The sequence below is a fragment of the Streptomyces sp. NPDC056600 genome, from assembly GCF_042792855.1.
Classification (GTDB): domain Bacteria; phylum Actinomycetota; class Actinomycetes; order Streptomycetales; family Streptomycetaceae; genus Streptomyces.
In genome coordinates this window covers 15,440-32,824 of the sequence record NZ_JBHTVQ010000021.1, presented here as the reverse complement: position 1 = coordinate 32,824, position 17,385 = coordinate 15,440, and the positions used below count along the sequence as shown (strand labels likewise).

Here is a 17,385-nt window from a genome sequence, read left to right as displayed (position 1 = left end):
CGTCCGGCGGACGGTGATTTCCATGATCTACAGTTCGGGCGCGGGGAAGCGGACACCGGACAAGGGGAGGAAGCATGAGCGTTCAGGAGCTGTTCGGCGGCGGGGTCGCCGTGATCACGGGGGCCGGTTCGGGGATCGGCGCGGGGCTGGCCCGCTACGCCGCCACCGAGCTGGGGATGACCGTCGTGCTGGCCGACGTGGACGCGGGCGCCGTGGCCGCGCTGCGCGAGGAGCTGGAGGCGGCCGGGGCCCGGGCGATCGACGTCGAGTGCGACGTCCGGGACGCCGAGGCGGTCGCCCGGCTGGCGGAGCGGACGCTGGCCGAGGCGGGTCCGGTGCGGCTGCTGGTCAACAACGCGGGCGTCGAGCAGTTCGGGTACCTGTGGGACACCCCGGTCGAGAACTGGCGGCGCGTCATGTCCGTCAACGTCGACGGGGCCTTCCACGGCGTCCGCGCGTTCCTGCCCCACCTGATGGCCGAGCCCGGGCAGTCGTGGGTCTGGAACCTCTCCTCGGTCGGCGGCGTGGGCGCCGCGCCGCTGCAGGCGCCGTACATCGTCAGCAAGCACGCGGTGCTGGCGCTGGCCGAGTGCCTGAGCCTGGAGGTCCAGGCGGCGGGCCACGGGGACCACGTCCACGTCCAGGCGGTGCTGCCCGGGGCCGTCGCGTCCAACATCTTCCAGGCGGCGGGCGGCGCCGAGGACAGCGGCGACGTCGCGGCGGCGGAGGGCCACCGCGCCCAGATGCTGCAGCTGAACGACACCGCGATGGACCCGCTGGAGGCGGCCCGGATCTTCTTCGAGCAGTCCGCCAGGGGCGAGTTCTACCTGCTGAACGACGAGTTCGGCGGGCACCTGATGGCGGCCCGCGCGGACGTGCTCGCCCACCGCAGGGCGCCGGCGCTGCCGCGGTACTGAGCGGATGTGTCCGGTCCTGAGGGGTGTGAGCGCGGCGATCGCGGCCATCAGGGGATGAAGAGGGTGCCCTCGGCCCAGGCCGACGGGCCTCCCCGGATCATCCACCCACAGTGATCGGAGTGCCGCTCGTGAGCAGGTTGCAGCAGAAGGAACGGTTCACCTCCGGGCTCAAGGGCCTGGGCGGGCAGGCCGGTGAGAGCGGGAAGAAGCTGGGCCGCACGGCCCAGGCGTCGACCGCGCGCGCCACGGCCGCCCTCTCGGGCACCACGGCCAAGGCGCGGGAGAAGGCCGCCGAGCTCGCCCCGCAGGTCTCCGCCCGCGCGGGCGAGCTGAAGACCCGTGCGGTCGGCGTCACCGGCAAGGTGGGCCAGTCCGTGCCCGCCCCGGTGCGCACGGGTGCCACCCAGGCCGTCACCGCGGTGCGCACCGCGATGCTCGTGGGCCGCTACCGCACCGCCGTCATGGCCGGTGCCGGTGTCGCCCTCGTCTGGATGGTCGTCCGCCGCAAGCGCGGCTGACCGCCGTGGTTCCCGGTGCCGGGGGCCGGACCGCCGTCGGGCGGACCGGCCCCCGCGCCGCGTCCCGGGCCGGTGGGCCCGACGGCGTCCAGGGCGGGGGCCGTCAAGGACGCGGGCCGTCAGGGGCGGGCGGGCCGTTCGGTCCGGGCCGTCCTGCCGCCCCGGGCCGGCCGACAGACAGGGTCCCGCTGACGGCTACGCAGCGGGGGTGCGCGCGGCGGCCGTTCAGGCGGTGACGGCTCGGGCCGCGGACACCACACGCGCCAGGGCGTCCTCCCGGAACAGCGCACGGCCCCGCGCGACGAGGCGGTCCCGCTCGGCGCCGTCCCGCGACAGTCGCTCCACCGCGCGCAGCAGGGCCGCGGCGTCGGGCGCGTGGACCGACACGCCGAGTTGCGCCATGCGGCGTACACCCGCCTCGCCGTGACCGGGCAGGGGGCGGTGCGCCACCACCGGCAGTCCGGCGGCCAGGGCCTGCACCGCGGTCTGCCCGGCCGCGTTGTCGATCAGGACGCGGACCGCGCCGAGCAGTCCGGGCATGTCGGTGACCCAGTCGAGGACCAGCACGCCGGGCACGCGGGCCATGCGCTCCCGCAGACGCTCGTTGCGCCCGCACAGGACGACCGGCAGGAAACCGGCGCCGGCCAGCCGCCGTGCGGTCGCCTCCATGCCCTCGGCGGCACCCCAGGCGCCGGCCGAGAGCAGGACGGGCGGGCGTCCGGGCGCGTGGTCGTCGAAGCGCCGGCGCCAGAGCGGGGCGCCGGCGGCCGGCTCACGGAAGCCGGGCGCCACGACGGGTCCGGTCACCCGGACGGGCACGTCGACGCTCCCGCGCACCTCCCGCGCGGCCCGTTCGGTGAGGCAGAGGTACAGGTCGTTGCCGGGGTGCAGCCACTGCCGGTGGACGGCGAAGTCGACGAGCAGGACCACGCTGGGGCAGGGCAGGGCGTCCCGCTCCCTGAGGTGTCCCGTCAGCTGTGCGGCCAGGTGGAAGACGGGCACCACCACGTCGGCGCCCGTCCGCCGCGCGATGCCGGTCAGGCGGGTGGCGGCCAGACGGGCGAGGGGGACGCCGCTGGGACGGCGCCCCGGCCCGGGGCGCAGGAACACGCGGTAGAGGGCGGCGTAGACCCAGGGGACGTGCCGCACCACCGCCTGGTAGAAGACGCGGAGCGCGGCCCCCGTCCCGAGGGGCAACAACCGCAGCAGGTCGAGGACCTGGACCTGGTGCCCCTGCTCGCGGGCACGGCGGGCGAGTTCGTGGGCCACGGTGTCGTGGCCGGCTCCCATGCCCGCGCTGAGGATCAGCATCTGCAGCGCCTCGCGCTCCGGCGTGGGACGGCGGTGCCGCGAAAGGTGTGGGGTACGCACGAGAAGAAGAATGCCCGGATTCCCACACATGCGACATTTGGTCTAGGTTTGACGGAGCAGACCCAGGTCGCTCGGAGATCGCCCTGCGTCCGATCGCCGATGCGTCCCGGCACCCCTCGGGCATCCTTCCCACCACAGAGGTCCAGCCATGTCCCACGCTCCCCAGGCAGGCACCGGCAACGTCGCGTCCACCTCGATACGCGGGTCGCGGCCGCGTCCCTCGGCGGAGCGTCCCGCCCCGGGCGGGCGGGCGCACACGGCGGTGGTGACGGGCGCCTCCTCGGGGATCGGCGCCGCGGTGGCGCGCCGCCTGTCGGCCGAAGGGTGGGACCTCGTCCTCAACGGGAGGGACGCGGCACGCCTGCGGGAGGTCGCTCGGCCGACCGGGGCGTCGTACTTCCCGGCCGATCTCACCACGCCCGGGGCGGAGGAGCGGCTGACCGGTTTCGCCCTCGACCGGGTGGGCCGGGTGGACCTGCTGGTGGCGGGCGCGGGCGTCGGCTGGGCCGGGGACTTCGTCACCATGCCCGCCTCCGCCCTCGAGGAGGTCATCGAGACGGACCTCCTGGCCACGCTGCGTCTGGTGCGGCAGGTCGTGCCCCACATGGTGCGGGAGGGCCGTGGGCGCGTCGTCCTCGTCGGATCCCTGGCGGGGGTGGTCGGGGTACGGGCGGAGGCCGTGTACTCGGCGGCGAAGGCGGCGTTGGGCGCCTTCTCCGAGGCCCTGCGGTACGAACTGCGCGGCACCGGGGTCGGGCTCAGTCATGTGGTGCCGGGCGTCGTCGACACGCCGTTCTTCGAGCGGCGCGGGGCCCCGTACCGCCGGTCGACGCCCCGGCCGGTTCCGCCCGAACGGGTCGCGGACGCCGTCTGGACGGCGGTCTCCCGGGGGCGGGACGAGATCTACGTCCCGGGGTGGCTGCGGCTTCCGGCCCGGGTGCACGGAGCCGCACCGGCCCTGTTCCGGCGCCTGTCGTCCGTGTTCGGGTGACGGCGGTCCGGCGTGCTCACGGTCGTCCTCGCCCTGCTCGCCGCGCTGTCGAACGCCTCGGCCTCGGTGCTCCAGCGGCGGGCTGCGGCGGACGAGCCGGAGGACGACACGAGGACGCGGCAGAACGGGCGGTGGCTGCTCCGCGTGCTGCGACGCCCCGCCTGGGTGGCGGGCGCCGGCATGCTCGCCCTGTCCACCGTCTTCCAGGCCTGGGCCCTGAGCCTGGGCGGCCTCGCCCTCGTCCAGCCGTTGCTGGCCACCGAGTTGCTCTTCACGCTGGCGGTGGGCGCCATGGTCTTCCGGCGGCGTCCGGCGCCCAGGACCTGCCTGGCGTTCCTCGCCCTGGCCGCCGGGCTCGCGCTGTTCCTGGCGGCGGCCTCTCCCACCGCCGGACGCAGCACGGCCCACGAGGGGCGGTGGCTGCCGACCGCACTGGCGGTCACCGTGGTCACGGCCGGTCTCGCGCTGACCGCCCGCACGGTACGGGGGGCGCCGCGCGCCGCCCTGCTGGGACTGGCGTCGGCCGTGTGCTTCGCCGCGACCGCCGCGCTCCTCAAGGAGACGACCGGAAAGCTCGGCGACGGCCTGGGCGCCCTGATGTCCACCTGGCCCCTGTACGCGACGCTCGTCGTCGGGGCCGCCGCCTTCCTGCTGCTCCAGTACGCGCTGCGGGCGGGGACGTTGGCCGCCTCGCAGCCCGCGCTGACCCTGGGCGACGCGCTGACCAGCGTGGCCCTGGGATGGGTGCTGTTCGGTGAGCGGATCGCGCTCGGAGCCCGTGTGGCGCCCGCGCTGATGGGCGTGCTGCTCATGGGCGCCGGCAGTCTCGGGCTGGCGCGGGCCCTCCCGACGGCAGGAGGCTGGGACACGGGAGCGGGCGGGCGGGAGGGCGCGCCGCCCGCCGGCCCTCGTCACCGGGGCGGTCCGGACTTCGGCGGCGCCCCCGACCGTGAGGAGCACGACCTGTGAACGCGTCCCCGGGCTCTTCGGCCCTCCGGACCACGGCGGCGGTGCTGGTTCCCGCGCTCGCCTGCGCCGCGGCGCACATCGCCCCGGCCGCCACCTGGCTGCCCGCCGTACGCCGTACCTGCTTCCCCCGTCTGGCCGGCATCGGCCGCGCGGACCACGTGGCCCTGACCTTCGACGACGGGCCGGATCCGCTGTCCACCCCCTTGTTCCTCGACGCCCTGGACGAGCTCGGCGTGAGGGCGACCTTCTTCGTCCTGGGGGACGGCGTCGTACGGCATCCCTCCCTGGTGGCCGAGACCGTCGGCCGGGGACACGAACTCGGGGTGCACGGCTGGGGACACGAGCGCCCCTGGCTGCCCGCCCCGGTCGCCGACCGGCGTGCGCTCCTCCGTACGGCCGACGCGATCGAGGACCTGACGGGCCGTCGCCCGCGCTGGTACCGGCCGCCCTACGGCATCCTGACCTCCGGGCGTCTGGCCGCCGCCCGTACGGCCGGTCTGCGGACCGTGCTGTGGACGGCCTGGGGCCGGGACTGGACGCCCGCGGCGACGGGAGCGTCGGTGTCCGCCCAGGTCGCCGCCGACCTGCGGGGCGGCGGGACCGTGCTCCTGCACGACACCGACCGGACGGCCGCCCCCGGCTGCTGGCGGGCGGCGCTCGCCGCCCTGCCCGAGATCGTCTCCGCGTGCCGCGCCGCGCGCCTGTCGGTCGGCCCGCTCGCCGAACACTGGGCGCACGGCGGCGCGGCCGGGTGAACCGGCGTGCCGGCGCGTCCCGGGCCCTCCGGGGTCGGGAGGAGTTCGGGGTGAGGGGAACGCGGACCCCGGGCGGCCCCGCGCTGTCCGGGTGGTCCGCCGGGGCGGGGTGACCGGGGCGGGGCCGCACGGCGTCGGATCAGTGGTCGTCGAACTGGACCGAGACGCGGTCGGTGCTCGACGGCCAGGCCGGCACCCTCAGCACGTCGACGCGGCCGCCCTCGCCGCGCGGGTGCGACACCAGGGTGAGCGGCCTCTCGCGGCGCGCGGTCGCCGGGAGGTAGACGTCCATCCCGGTGAGGAACGGCGTCTGGAAGAACGGCTGCAGCGGCGCGGAGAGATCGGTGACCTTGTCCGAGCCCGCGTCGAAGACGAACATCCCGATCGTCCGCTTGGTGCGCGGCGCGTTCGCCGCGTTCAGCACCTGGACGCCCTCGACGGAGAGGGTGTCCCCCGCCTCGCCCTGGTCGCCCCACCACTCCTTCTGGCGGGTGACGGTGAGCGCCGCGTGGCCGTCGCCGGTCTCCACCTGTCCGGAGATGCCCTCCCCCGGCCGGCCGGTGAGCAGCCGCACGAGGTGGTCGGAGCGCTGGAACGGCGGGAAGTACAGGTGATGGGTGTGCTTCTCGTCCCAGACCAGCGCGAACTCGTAGTGGGCCTGCCCCCATGCCCGCACGGGCCCCCAGGCGCCGTCCGCCCCCAGGACCTGCACCGCCTCGGGCCTGCTGCCGATCCGCGCCCCCGTCAGCGGGTCGACCCGGTGGATCTCCAGCCGCACGCCCTCGACCGGCACGTTGGAGGGGAAGAGCTGGGCCCGGCCCGCGAGGGTGATGGACAGCTCCGGCACGATCCGCGTGGTGCGCGGCTCCTGGCCGTGGAAGAACCGGTAGAACTCGGCGAAGGTCTCCTCGGAGGTGACCGTCTCGGTGTGGGCCTGGCCGGGGAGGTACACGTTGCGCGCCCCGCCGACGGCGCGGGCCGGGTCGCCCTCGCCCCAGATGGCGAGGGTGGGGACGCCGCCGGGCAGGTCCGGCGAGGTCCGTCCGTCGAGGTTGACGTAGTGGGCGACCCTGGCGGCGCGCTCCGGCGAACTGCGCAGGTAGGCCTGCATCAGCAGGGTGCCCAGCGAGTGGGCGAGCAGGTCGACCCGGTCGGCGCCGCTGCGCTCCAGCAGCCCGTCGATCCGCCGGTCCAGGGCGGCGTAGACGGCGTCGGGCGTGGTGGTGGCGAAGGTCGAGTCGTACTCGTGGGTCTCGATCAGCCGGGCCGGGAAGCCGTTGCCGGTCAGCCGCCGGGCCTGGGTCTCGAACTGCCCGCCGGATCCGCTCGAGCCGTGTACGAAGATCACCGGCCGGAGGGTGCCGGCGCCCGCGGCCCGGTGGCCACCGGCCCCATGGCCGCCGGCCTCGTGGTCACCGGCCAGTGCGGGCGCCGGAAGGACGCAGAGCATGAGCAGCGCGGTGAACAGGGTGACGATCCGGCCGATCGGGCCGCGCGACGCGGTCGTGAGGAGTGACGTCCGGACAGATCTCACCGGCGCGGCGTCCGGTGACACGCCGTCCGGTGACACGGCGTCCGGCGATCCGGTGCCGGAGGGATCGGCACGGCCGGGTCCGGTACCGGCGGGCGGGGTGCTGGAGGGCGGGATGCTGGGTAACACGGTGCTCCACCTCTCGTGCGGGATGGGGGGAATGCGTTCGTCCGCCACCGTCCCGAGCCCCGGGGAAGGGCGGCAAGGGCGCCTCCGGGAGAACTGTGCCGCCGCCCAGCACCGCCGCCCCGGGCACCGACGGGGGCACAGCCCGCCGGTGCCCGGGGGCGCCGTCTCAGTTCTTGCGGAACCGCTCCACCGCCCGCTGGATCTCCTCCCCGGTGGCGGTGGACGCCTGGGCCCAGGACTCGAACTCCAGCGTCGCGCCGAAGTCGCCGGTCCTGGCGATGCCCACCGCCCGCTTGATGTCCCGCACCAGCGCCGGGTCCACGGCGGCCCAGCGCCCGGCCATGTCGTGCGCGGCCGCGACCGGGTCCTCGGCGACGCGCAGCGCCACCCCTTCCCGCACCGCGGTCTGCGCGTCGAGCGTGCCGCCGTCCAGCAGCAGGGCGAGGGCCTTCTGCGCCCCCAGCGCGTCGACCAGGAACCAGGTGCAGCCGCCGCCCGGGTGGAGCCCGATCCGGGTGAACGTCGCCGCGAACCGGGCGCCCGGGCCGGCCACCCGGACGTCGCAGGCCATCGCCAGGTTGAAGCCGGCGCCCACGGCGGGCCCCTGTACCGCGGCGACGGTCGGGATCCGCAGCGCCCGCAGGCTGAGGAAGCTCTCGTACACGCGGTGCAGGTGCTCACGCACCTCGGCGACCGGGCGGCCGGCGTCCCCGAACAGCGCGGGCAGGTCGGCCCCGGCGCAGAAGGCGGATCCGGCTCCGGTGACCACCAGGGTGCGGGCGTCCGGGTCGTGGGCCACCGTGGCGACGGCCTCCCCGAGCTCCCGGCACATGGTCTCGTCGAGACAGTTCCGGCGGTCCGGGTCGTCCAGTGTCAGCGTCCAGCGGCCCTCGTCCTCGACCAGGTCGACCTTCGTCATCCGCGCCCCTTCCTCGGTTCGCCCGGCCGGTGCCGGGTGCTCGGAACCTACCGTCCGGCCGTGCCGCCCGGCGCGGCCGGGTGGACGTGCCTCCCGCCTCCCGACGCGGTCACCCGGTCGTCCCGCGAAGCGCCCTCGACGGGCGGTCTCCCGCCGAAGGCGCTCAGCGTGCGTTCCAGCGCGGGAAGCGCCCGGACCACCCGGCGGGAACGGATCAGCAGGTCCCAGGCGGGCTCGAACTTCTTCCAGCCGCCCGCGTAGGCGAGGTGCCGGAGCCGCTCCGGGCGCCCCGGCTGCGCGGCGGCGCCGCGCCAGATGTTCGACCAGCGGTAGAAGTCCCGGTAGGCCCTCCAGTACCCGTCCTCGAGCTGCCGGGCGGTCATGCCCCGCGGCTCGTGGACCACGTGCCGGGTGTCGTACAGGTCCCAGTCCCGGTGCAGGACGCGCCCTTCGCCCTCCAGCTGCCGCCACAGCCCGGTGGACGGATAGGGAGTCATGATGTGGAAGGTGGCCGTCTCGATCCCCTGCTCGACGGCCCAGGCGACCGTGCGGTCGAAGACGTCCGGACCGTCCTGGTCGAGGCCGAAGACGAAGCTCGCGTTCACCATCACGCCGGCGTCGTGCAGCCGACGGACCGCCGCCGCGTAGTCGGCTCCGATGTTCTGGTTCTTGCGCCGCTCGGCGAGGTTCGCCTCGTTGACCGTCTCGAAGCCGACGAACAGCGAGCGCAGCCCGGCGTCCACGGCTTTCTCCAACAGCCCTGGCTTGAGTATCGAGTTGACGGTGGCGGCGGCTTGCCACAGCCGCCCGGTCCCGGCCATACCGTCGAACAGGGCCTCGGCGAAGCGCCGGTTGCCGAAGAGGTGGTCGTCGAGGAAGTAGAGGTGGCGGCCGGGCAGCCGGTCGATCTCCGCCAGGGCGTCGTCCACCGCCTGCGTGTAGAAGGATCTGCCGCCCTCGAAGAAGGCGTCCTTGTAGCAGAAGTCGCAGTGGTGCGGGCATCCCCGGGTGACCACCAGGGAGTTGGGGACCAGGTACAGGTGGCGCTTGATGAGGTCCCGGCGGACGGGAGGCAGCCCTTCGAGGGTGCGCAGCCGTGAGTCGTAGCGGCGCGCGGGCGTGCCGGCGCGGAAGTCCGCGAGGAAGACCGGCCAGGTGTCCTCCCCCGGACCGGTGAACACGGTGTCCGCGTGCGCGGCCGCCTCCTCGGGCAGCGAGGTGACGTGCAGGCCGCCCATGGCGACGTGGACGCCGCGCGCCCTGAAGTGGTCGGCGATCTCGTAGGCACGCCGCGCGGAGGTGATGTAGGGCTGGACCACCAGGAGGTCCGGACTCTCCAGGGCCTCCAGGTCGATCCGCTCGACGTGCTCGTCGAGCAGGGTGACCTCGTCGTCGGGGTCCAGGTAGCCGGCCAGGGTGGCGAGCCCCAGGGGCGGGAAGAGCGAGTACGTGACGGGCCGGAACAGCGGGCTGGTCGCCTCGGTCAGTGCCGGGAGGATCATCGTCACACGCATGCCGGTCCAGAGGGCCGGAACCGCGCCGGTGGTTCCCGTTCCCCGGAGAAGGCGTCCCTGCCAGGCACTTCCGGGCCTTCTCATGATCCGAGTACGCTCACCCTGCCCCGGAGGCAGGGGTCCCGCGCCGACCGATGGAGAGCCCGATGACCACAGCGGACACGTCAGTCGACCCGGCGGAGGACGGCGCGCCGGCCCCGGTGCTCGCCTTCCGCGACGACGCGCTCGGCGCCGACGACATGGTGGGCCTGCTCGCCCGGCTGAAGGCCGGCGAGGTGGACGCCGAGGAACTGGCGCGGGCCGCGGCGGATCGGATACGCGCCGTGGACGGCCGGCTCAACGCCGTGCAGACGGCGATCTTCGAGGCCGGGATCGCCTCCGCGCGGGCGGGCACCCGGGGGCCGCTGGCCGGCATCCCCACGCTGGTGAAGGACAACACCACCTACGCGGGACTGCCCACCGGCAACGGCACGGCCGCCGCCGTCCCCGGTCCGGCCACCCGGCACGCCCCGTTCACCCGCCAGTTCACGGCCACCGGGATGACCGTGCTGGGCAAGACGCGGCTGCCGGAGTTCGGGTTCAACGCCAGCACCGAGTTCGAGGACGCCGAGCCGGTCCGCAACCCGTGGAACACCGCGTTCTCCGCGGGTGGTTCCTCCGGCGGCAGCGCGGCCCTGGTCGCGGCCGGCGCGGTGCCGATCGCGCACGCCAACGACGGCGGTGGCTCGATCCGGATCCCGGCCGCCTGCTGCGGCCTCGTCGGGCTGAAGCCGACCCGGGGCCGCATGGCCGCCAACGAGACGGGCCGCAGCCTGCCGATCGACGTGGTCGTGGACGGGGCGGTCACCCGCACCGTGCGCGACACCGCGGCCTTCCTCGCCGCCGCCGAGCAGGCACGGCCGGCGGCGAAACTGCCGCCCGTCGGCCGGGTCGAGGGCCCCGGGGAGCGGCGGCTGCGCGTGGGCCTGCTCCTGGACTCCCCCACCGGCACGGTCACCGACGGGGCGACCCGCGCCGCGGTCACCGCGACCGCCGCGGTGCTCGAGGGCCTCGGACACCGGGTGGAGGAGTACCGGATGCCGCTGGACGCCCGTTTCGAGGAGGACTTCGTCACCTATTGGGGCCTGCTGGCCTTCCTGGCGGGCGCGACGGGGAAGCTGCTGATGGACCGGCGCTTCGACCGCCGCCGGATGGACGGCCTCAGCCGCGGCCTGCGGGAGCGGTACCTGCGGCAGTGGCACTCGACGCCGGCCGTGCTGCGGCGTCTGCGCCGCGCGGCCCGGGACGCCTACGAGGACTCGGCCGCCCGGTACGACGTGATCCTCTCCCCCGTCCTGGCGCACACCACGCCGCGGCTGGGGCACCTGTCGCCGTCGGTGCCGTTCCCGGAGCTGATCACGCGGCTGAGGACGTACGTGGCGTTCACGCCGATCAACAACGTGTGCGGCAGTCCGGCGATCTCGCTTCCGGGTCCCGCCCGGACGCCGGACGGCCTCCCGGTGGGCGTGATGCTCTCCGGCCGCGACGGCGAGGAGCGGACCCTGCTGGAGGTCGCGTACGAGCTGGAGGCGGCCCACGGCTGACCCGGGCGGGCGCGTGGGACACGGGTGGCGTACCAGGACGGGCCGGGGCGCGAGGGCGCTGCATACGCTGATGCCGCCCGGCCGGCCGCCCCGTCCGCGCCCCGAACCGGGGCCGTCCAAGGAGCCGCACCACCATGAGCACGCACCGTTCCCCGGCCCGCGCGTCCGGCGCCGTGGCCGTCGCCGTCGTCGCCGCCCTGTCGCTGGCGTCCTGCGGCACCGACAGCGCCTCGACCTCGGGTCCCACCCCGACCGGCAGCCCGACCGCGTCCCCCTCGCCCACGGGCACCGGCCAGGCGCACGACGCCCAGGACGTGTCGTTCTCGCAGGGCATGATCCAGTACCACCGCCAGGCAATCGAGATGGCGGACCTCGCCGAGACGCGGGCCGAGTCCCAGGACGTCAAGACCCTGGCGCAGAACATCAAGCAGGAGAACCAGACCCAGATCGACCAGATGAGCCAGTGGCTCACCTCCTGGGGCGAGCCGGTGCCCGAGGCCAGCCCGACCGGCACGGAAAGCCCGACCGGCACGGAGAGCCCCACCGGCACCGAAAGTCCCACCGGCACGGAGAGCCCCACCGGCACCGAAAGTCCCACCGGCACGGAGAGCCCCACCGGCACCGAAAGTCCCACGGGGACGGGGAGCCCGACCGGCAGCCCCAGCCCCAGCCCGACCGGCGGGAACATGCCCGGGATGGCCACCCAGGAGGAGCTGGACTCGCTCCGTGACGCCACCGGCGCCGACTTCGACCAGCAGTTCCTCACCCTGATGATCGAGCATCACGAGGGCTCCCTCGAGCTCGCACGCACCGAGACCGAGCAGGGCGAGTACCAGCCGGCCAAGGACGCGGCCCAGTCGATCATCGACACCCAGTCCCAGCAGGTGCAGGAGATGAAGCGGATCCAGAGCGAGAACCAGAACCAGTACTGAGGCACTGAGGTGGCACAGGTCACATCCGCCTGATGTCACATCTCGTCGTCCTCCGTCCGTCGGTGTGGTGAAGCGTCCACACGATCCGGAGGAGACCGAGATGGAACCGCGTATGAACCCCTTCGCCAGTCCGGTGGCGAGCAGCTTCGTGAGGCGCCTCGGCGCGGCCGGCAAGGTGGTGACCGACTCGTCGGTGCCGGTCCTCACGCAGGAGCTGGTGAAGATCCGCGCCAGCCAGATCAACGGGTGCGGGTTCTGTGCCGACATGCACACCAAGGAGGCCGTCGCGGCCGGGGAGAGCCACGCCCGGCTGCACCTGGTGGCGACCTGGCGGGAGGCGACGGTCTTCACCGAGGCCGAGCGGGCCGCCTTGGCGCTCGCCGAGGAGGGCACCCGCATCGCCGACGCGGCCGGGGGCGTCCCGGACGAGGTGTGGGCCGACGCCGCGAAGCACTTCGACGAGGAGCAGCTCGCCGCGCTGGTGTCGTTGATCGCCCTGATCAACGCCTACAACCGGCTGAACGTGATGGTGCGGATGCCGGCCGGCGACTACCAGGTGGGCCAGTTCGGCTGAGCCGCACCCACCGCCCGCACGCACCGCCCGGCCCGCCGCCGGGGACCGGCCCCCCCCCCCCCCCCCCCGCGGGGGGGCCGGGAGTACTTCGGCGTCCGGTTCCACACCCCCGCCGAGAAGGTCCTCACCACCCGGGAGATGCCCGGCGCCCGCTGGTTCCCCGGCGCCGGATCTGAGGGCTTCTCTCCACCGGGCGGGGGTGGACCGGCGGCCGGAAGGCGTCAGGTTTGGTGAAGGGACGCAGGGGCAACTGTGGCTTCCGGACCCGGGACCTCCCGTCCTCCCGGGTCCCCCGCGACGCCCTGCGCCGTGCGGCCGTCCCTGCATCACGGAGGTCCGTCGGTGAGCCCCACCCCGATACCCCAGCCCCCTGCCAGAGCCGCTGACGTGGCTGACGACCCGGAGATCACGCGCCTGCGGCGACGACTGGAACGGCTGCTCGGCGTGGCGGCGACAGAGGGCAACGAACTGGTTGCCCTGCGCAACGGCGACGAGATCTTCCCCTCGATGCTCGAGGCCATCCGCACCGCCGAGCACACCATCGACATGATGACCTTCGTCTACTGGCGGGGGCAGATCGCCCGCGACTTCGCCGCCGCGCTCAGCGAGCGGGCCCGCGCGGGCCTGCGCGTGCGACTGCTCCTGGACGGCTTCGGCGCCAACCGGATCGAGAAGGATCTGCTGGACACCATGGACGACGCGGGCGTCGAGGTGGCCTGGTTCCGCAAGCCGCTGTGGCTGTCGCCGTTCAAGCAGAACCACCGCTGTCACCGCAAGGTGCTGCTGGTCGACGAGACCGTCGCGTTCAGCGGCGGCGTCGGCATCGCCGAGGAGTGGGCCGGGAACGCGAGCGGTCCCGAGGAATGGCGCGACACCCATGTCCGGCTCCGCGGGGCCGCGGTGGACGGGCTGGCGGCCGCGTTCGCCCAGAACTGGGCCGAGGCGCACGACGAGCTCTTCGACGACCGGGACCGCTTCCCCGCCCACGCCCAGCACGGTACCGCGGTGGTGCAGGTGGTCCGGGGGTCGGCGTCCATCGGCTGGCAGGACATGCAGACTCTGCTGCGGGTGATGCTCACCTCCTCCCAGCGCCGCTTCCGACTGGCCACCGCGTACTTCGCACCGGACGCGTACTTCGTGGAGCTGCTCTGCGCGACCGCCCGGCGCGGGGTGCAGGTGGAGATACTGCTGCCCGGCCCGTACACCGACCAGCGAGCCTGCCAGCTCGCCGGCCAGGGTTTCTACACCCGGCTGCTGGACTGCGGGGTCTCGATCCACCAGTACCAGCCGACGATGCTGCACACCAAGATCGTGACCGTGGACGGAGTGGCGTCCCTGGTGGGCTCCACCAACTTCAACCGCCGTTCCCTGGAGCACGACGAGGAGGTCATGCTCGCGGTCCTCGACCGGGACTTCACGGCGACCCTCGACGCGGACTACGACGCCGACCTCGAGCGCAGCGTGGCCATCGACCGCAAGCGGTGGCGCCGCCGGGCGGCCGTGCAGCGGCTGAAGGAGGCCTCGGTCACCCCGATCCGCCGCTTCCTCTGAGAGCCCTTCCCCGGGCGCCGCGCCTCCGCCGTCCGGGGTCGCCCTCCAGGACCACGCGTCCGGGGCCGTCGTCCGGGGCCGCTCCCGCGCTTCTCCTCGCGCGCGGGTGTCCCCGGGCGCGCGGCCCGAAACCCGGTTCGGCATGGGACCGCGTTCTCGGGGGACCCGGATGCTCCGGCGCAGCGGAGAAGACGGCGAGGCCATGAACACTGTCGAACAGTCGATCGATGTCGAGGTCCCGGTCCACGTGGCGTACAACCAGTGGACCCAGTTCAAGACCTTTCCGCGCTTCATGGACGGAGTGAAGCGCGTCGAGCAGACGCAGGCGGCGCTGACCCACTGGGTCATGCGCTTCGGCGGTCGGACCGTCGAGTTCGACGCGGAGATCGTCGAGCAGGTGCCCGACCGGCTGTTGCGCTGGGAGGCCCTGGACCCGCCGCGGCACACCGGCACCGTGTCCTTCGAGTCGCTGGGCGACGACCGGTGCCGGGTGACGCTGCGTCTGGAGGCCACGGGCACCCCCCGGCTGAGGGACCGGCTGGGCTCGGCGCTGGGCCTGGTGACCCGCTGGGCGGAGGGCTCCCTGCGCTGCTTCAAGGAGTTCGTCGAGGGGCAGGGCCGCGAGACCGGCCACTGGCGCGGCGAGATCAGCGGAAGCCATGTGCGCCCGGGCACCCACCACCACAAGCCCCAGGTGCCGACCTGGCCGATCGGCTGACCCGACCCAACCGAGGAGAGAACACGTGCAGAAGCCGTCGAGCGAGGAGAACAGCGACGACCGCCTCGAGGTGACGCCCCCCAAGACCTGGGCGGCGGGCGTCCCGGCGGTGGTCCACGCGATGGAGTACTCCCTCTCCCAGACGTCGCCCCGCCGGACCGGCCTCACCCTGCTGAACCTGAACCAGGAGCCGGGCTTCGACTGCCCCGGCTGCGCGTGGCCCGACCCCGCTCCGGGGAAGCGCCCGATGAACGAGTACTGCGAGAACGGCGCCAAGCACACCAACGACGAGGCCACCTCGGCACGCGTGACGCCCGAGTTCTTCGCCCGGTACTCGGTCGACGAGCTGGCCGCGAAGTCGGACCGCTGGCTCAACCAGCAGGGCCGGCTGACCCAGCCCATGGTGAAGCGGCCCGGCGCGAGCCACTACGAGCCGATCAGCTGGAGTTCCGCCCTGGAACTGCTCGCCGACGAGCTGAAGGCGCTGAACTCCCCCGACGAGGCCGTCTTCTACACCTCGGGCCGGGCGAGCAACGAGGCCGCCTTCGTCCTGCAGCTCTTCGCCCGCGCCTTCGGCACCAACAACCTGCCGGACTGCTCCAACATGTGCCACGAGTCGAGCGGTTCGGCGCTGAGCGAGACCCTGGGCACCGGCAAGGGCACCGTCAGCCTGTCCGACATCCACCACGCGGACCTCATCCTCACGGTCGGCCAGAACCCGGGCACCAACCATCCCCGGATGCTCACGGCGCTGGAGGAGACCAAGCGGCGGGGCGGTCGCATCGTCGCCGTCAACCCGCTGCCGGAGGCCGGACTGGCCCGCTTCAAGAACCCGCAGAAGCCGCGTGGCGTGGTGGGGCGCGGCACGCAGATCGCCGACCGCTTCCTGCACATCAAGGTCGGCGGCGACCTGGCGCTGTTCCAGGCGCTCAACGTGCTGCTGCTCGAGGCGGAGGAGGCCGCCCCCGGCACCGTGCTGGCGCACGAGTTCATCGAATCCCACACGACCGGCTTCGACGAGTTCGCCGAGCACCTGCGCTCCTCCTTCTCCTGGCCGCGCGTCGAGGAGGCCACCGGGCTGACCCGCGCGGAGATCGAGGAGGTCCGCGACATGGTGCTGGAGAGCCGGCGGGTCATCGTCTGCTGGGCGATGGGCATCACCCAGCAGAAGCACGGCGTTCCCACCATCCGCGAGCTGGTCAACTTCCTCCTCCTGCGCGGGAACGTCGGCCGTCCCGGCGCGGGGGCCTGCCCGGTGCGCGGGCACTCCAACGTGCAGGGCGACCGCACGATGGGCATCTGGGAGCGCATGCCGGACGCCTTCCTCGACGCCCTGCGCGAGGAGTTCGGCTTCGAGCCGCCGCGCGAGCACGGCCTGGACTCGGTGAACTCCATCCGCGCGATGCGTGACGGGAAGGTCAAGGTGTTCCTCGGCCTGGCGGGCAACTTCGTGCGCGCCACCCCGGACAGCGAGGTCACCGAGGCCGCGATGCGGCGCTGCCGTCTGACGGCGCACATCTCCACGAAGCTGAACCGCTCGCACGCCGTCTGCGGAGAGACCGCGCTGATCCTTCCGACACTGGGCCGCACCGAACGCGACACGCAGGCCGGCGGGGAGCAGTTCGTCACGGTCGAGGACTCGATGAGCCAGGTCCACGCCTCACGGGGAGTGCTGGAGCCGGCGTCGAAGCACCTGCTGAGCGAGGTCGCCATCCTGAGCCGGCTGGCCCGCAACACGCTGGGCGACAAGGTACCGGGCGCACGCTGGGAGCGGTTCGAGGCGGACTACGGCTGCGTCCGCGACCACATCTCGCGGGTGGTCCCCGGCTTCGCCGACTTCAACACCCGTGTCTCGCGCCCCGGCGGCTTCGGACTGCCCAACCCAGTCAACCACGGCCACTTCCCGACGACGAGCGGCAAGGCCGTGTTCAGCCGCAACGAGTTCGAGGCGCTGAGCGCCCCGGAGGGCCACCTGATCCTTCAGACGCTGCGCTCCCACGACCAGTGGAACACCATCCCGTACACGAACAACGACCGGTACCGCGGCATCCACGGCTCGCGCCGGGTGGTCTTCGTCAACCCCGCTGACGTGCGCGACCTGGGGCTGGAGGAGGGCGCGGCCGTCGACCTGGTCGGCGTCTGGCGCGACGGCGTCGAGCGGCGCGCCGAGAACTTCCGCGTCGTCCCCTACCCCACCTCGCGGGGGTGCGCCGCGGCCTACTACCCGGAGACCAACGTCCTGGTCCCGCTGGACAGTGTGGCCGACGTCAGCAACACCCCGACCTCCAAGGGCATCGTGGTGCGCCTGGAGGCACGCGAACGCGCCGGGGCGGAGGTCCTGACGGGCGCCGCGGCCGAGGGCGACGGCGCCTGAGAAACCGGTTGCCCCCTGGCGACGGCCCCTGAAGCATGG

The 17,385-nt window shown here is 73.9% G+C and carries 15 protein-coding genes; 11 read left to right on the top strand and 4 right to left on the bottom strand.

Annotated features, from left to right (window positions below; all coding sequences use genetic code 11):
* Positions 1-74: 74 nt before the first annotated feature.
* Positions 75-917, top strand: a complete 843-nt coding sequence (locus ACFRAV_RS13375) for an SDR family NAD(P)-dependent oxidoreductase (RefSeq protein ID WP_382554682.1) — start codon at positions 75-77, stop codon at positions 915-917.
* Positions 918-1,045: 128 nt separating this feature from the next.
* The gene (locus ACFRAV_RS13370) at positions 1,046-1,435 is read left to right on the top strand and encodes a hypothetical protein (RefSeq protein WP_382554681.1); all 390 of its coding nucleotides are present in this window, start codon (positions 1,046-1,048) and stop codon (positions 1,433-1,435) included.
* A gap of 225 nt (positions 1,436-1,660) precedes the next feature.
* Here ACFRAV_RS13370 and ACFRAV_RS13365 read toward each other — a convergent pair whose 3' ends face one another.
* Positions 1,661-2,725, bottom strand: coding sequence for a galactosyldiacylglycerol synthase (locus ACFRAV_RS13365; protein WP_382554810.1), 1,065 nt, complete (start codon positions 2,723-2,725; stop codon positions 1,661-1,663).
* Positions 2,726-2,954: 229 nt separating this feature from the next.
* Between ACFRAV_RS13365 and ACFRAV_RS13360 the strand changes: the two genes are divergently transcribed.
* Genes ACFRAV_RS13360 through ACFRAV_RS13350 form a run of 3 tightly spaced genes read left to right on the top strand, consistent with a single transcriptional unit; the run spans position 2,955 to position 5,521 of the window.
* Complete coding sequence (locus ACFRAV_RS13360) at positions 2,955-3,797, top strand: SDR family NAD(P)-dependent oxidoreductase (RefSeq protein WP_382554680.1); 843 nt, start codon at positions 2,955-2,957, stop codon at positions 3,795-3,797.
* A gap of 12 nt (positions 3,798-3,809) precedes the next feature.
* Positions 3,810-4,766: a DMT family transporter gene (locus tag ACFRAV_RS13355; RefSeq protein ID WP_382554677.1), complete on the top strand. Its 957-nt coding sequence runs from the start codon at positions 3,810-3,812 to the stop codon at positions 4,764-4,766.
* A complete protein-coding gene (locus tag ACFRAV_RS13350; protein WP_382554674.1) occupies positions 4,763-5,521 on the top strand; it encodes a polysaccharide deacetylase family protein in 759 nt (252 codons plus the stop codon). Before ACFRAV_RS13355 ends, ACFRAV_RS13350 begins: the two co-directional genes overlap by 4 nt.
* 139 nt (positions 5,522-5,660) lie before the next feature.
* Here the strand turns inward: ACFRAV_RS13350 and ACFRAV_RS13345 are convergent, their stop codons facing one another.
* The 3 genes from ACFRAV_RS13345 to ACFRAV_RS13335 all read right to left on the bottom strand — a co-directional run bounded on the left by ACFRAV_RS13345 (position 5,661) and on the right by ACFRAV_RS13335 (position 9,614).
* Positions 5,661-7,055, bottom strand: a complete 1,395-nt coding sequence (locus ACFRAV_RS13345; RefSeq protein WP_382554672.1) for an alpha/beta fold hydrolase — start codon at positions 7,053-7,055, stop codon at positions 5,661-5,663.
* A 292-nt stretch (positions 7,056-7,347) separates the two neighbouring features.
* The gene (locus ACFRAV_RS13340) at positions 7,348-8,100 is read right to left on the bottom strand and encodes an enoyl-CoA hydratase (RefSeq protein WP_382554669.1); all 753 of its coding nucleotides are present in this window, start codon (positions 8,098-8,100) and stop codon (positions 7,348-7,350) included.
* A gap of 47 nt (positions 8,101-8,147) precedes the next feature.
* Entirely contained in the window at positions 8,148-9,614 is a 1,467-nt protein-coding gene (locus ACFRAV_RS13335) for a B12-binding domain-containing radical SAM protein (protein WP_382554666.1), read from the bottom strand.
* A 146-nt stretch (positions 9,615-9,760) separates the two neighbouring features.
* On the opposite strand from ACFRAV_RS13335, the gene ACFRAV_RS13330 reads away from it, so the two are divergent.
* The 6 genes from ACFRAV_RS13330 (at position 9,761) to ACFRAV_RS13305 (ending at position 17,346) form a co-directional block, all read left to right on the top strand.
* Positions 9,761-11,197, top strand: a complete 1,437-nt coding sequence (locus ACFRAV_RS13330; protein ID WP_382554663.1) for an amidase — start codon at positions 9,761-9,763, stop codon at positions 11,195-11,197.
* A 134-nt stretch (positions 11,198-11,331) separates the two neighbouring features.
* Positions 11,332-12,129, top strand: a complete 798-nt coding sequence (locus ACFRAV_RS13325) for a DUF305 domain-containing protein (protein ID WP_382554661.1) — start codon at positions 11,332-11,334, stop codon at positions 12,127-12,129.
* Positions 12,130-12,229: 100 nt separating this feature from the next.
* On the top strand, positions 12,230-12,703 hold the full coding sequence (locus tag ACFRAV_RS13320; protein ID WP_382554658.1) for a carboxymuconolactone decarboxylase family protein: 474 nt from the start codon (positions 12,230-12,232) through the stop codon (positions 12,701-12,703).
* Between the two features lie 387 nt (positions 12,704-13,090).
* Positions 13,091-14,254, top strand: coding sequence for a phospholipase D-like domain-containing protein (locus tag ACFRAV_RS13315; RefSeq protein ID WP_351118075.1), 1,164 nt, complete (start codon positions 13,091-13,093; stop codon positions 14,252-14,254).
* Between the two features lie 202 nt (positions 14,255-14,456).
* Positions 14,457-14,972, top strand: coding sequence for an SRPBCC family protein (locus tag ACFRAV_RS13310; protein ID WP_382554656.1), 516 nt, complete (start codon positions 14,457-14,459; stop codon positions 14,970-14,972).
* 25 nt (positions 14,973-14,997) lie between these two features.
* Positions 14,998-17,346: an FdhF/YdeP family oxidoreductase gene (locus ACFRAV_RS13305; protein ID WP_382554653.1), complete on the top strand. Its 2,349-nt coding sequence runs from the start codon at positions 14,998-15,000 to the stop codon at positions 17,344-17,346.
* Positions 17,347-17,385 lie beyond the last annotated feature (39 nt).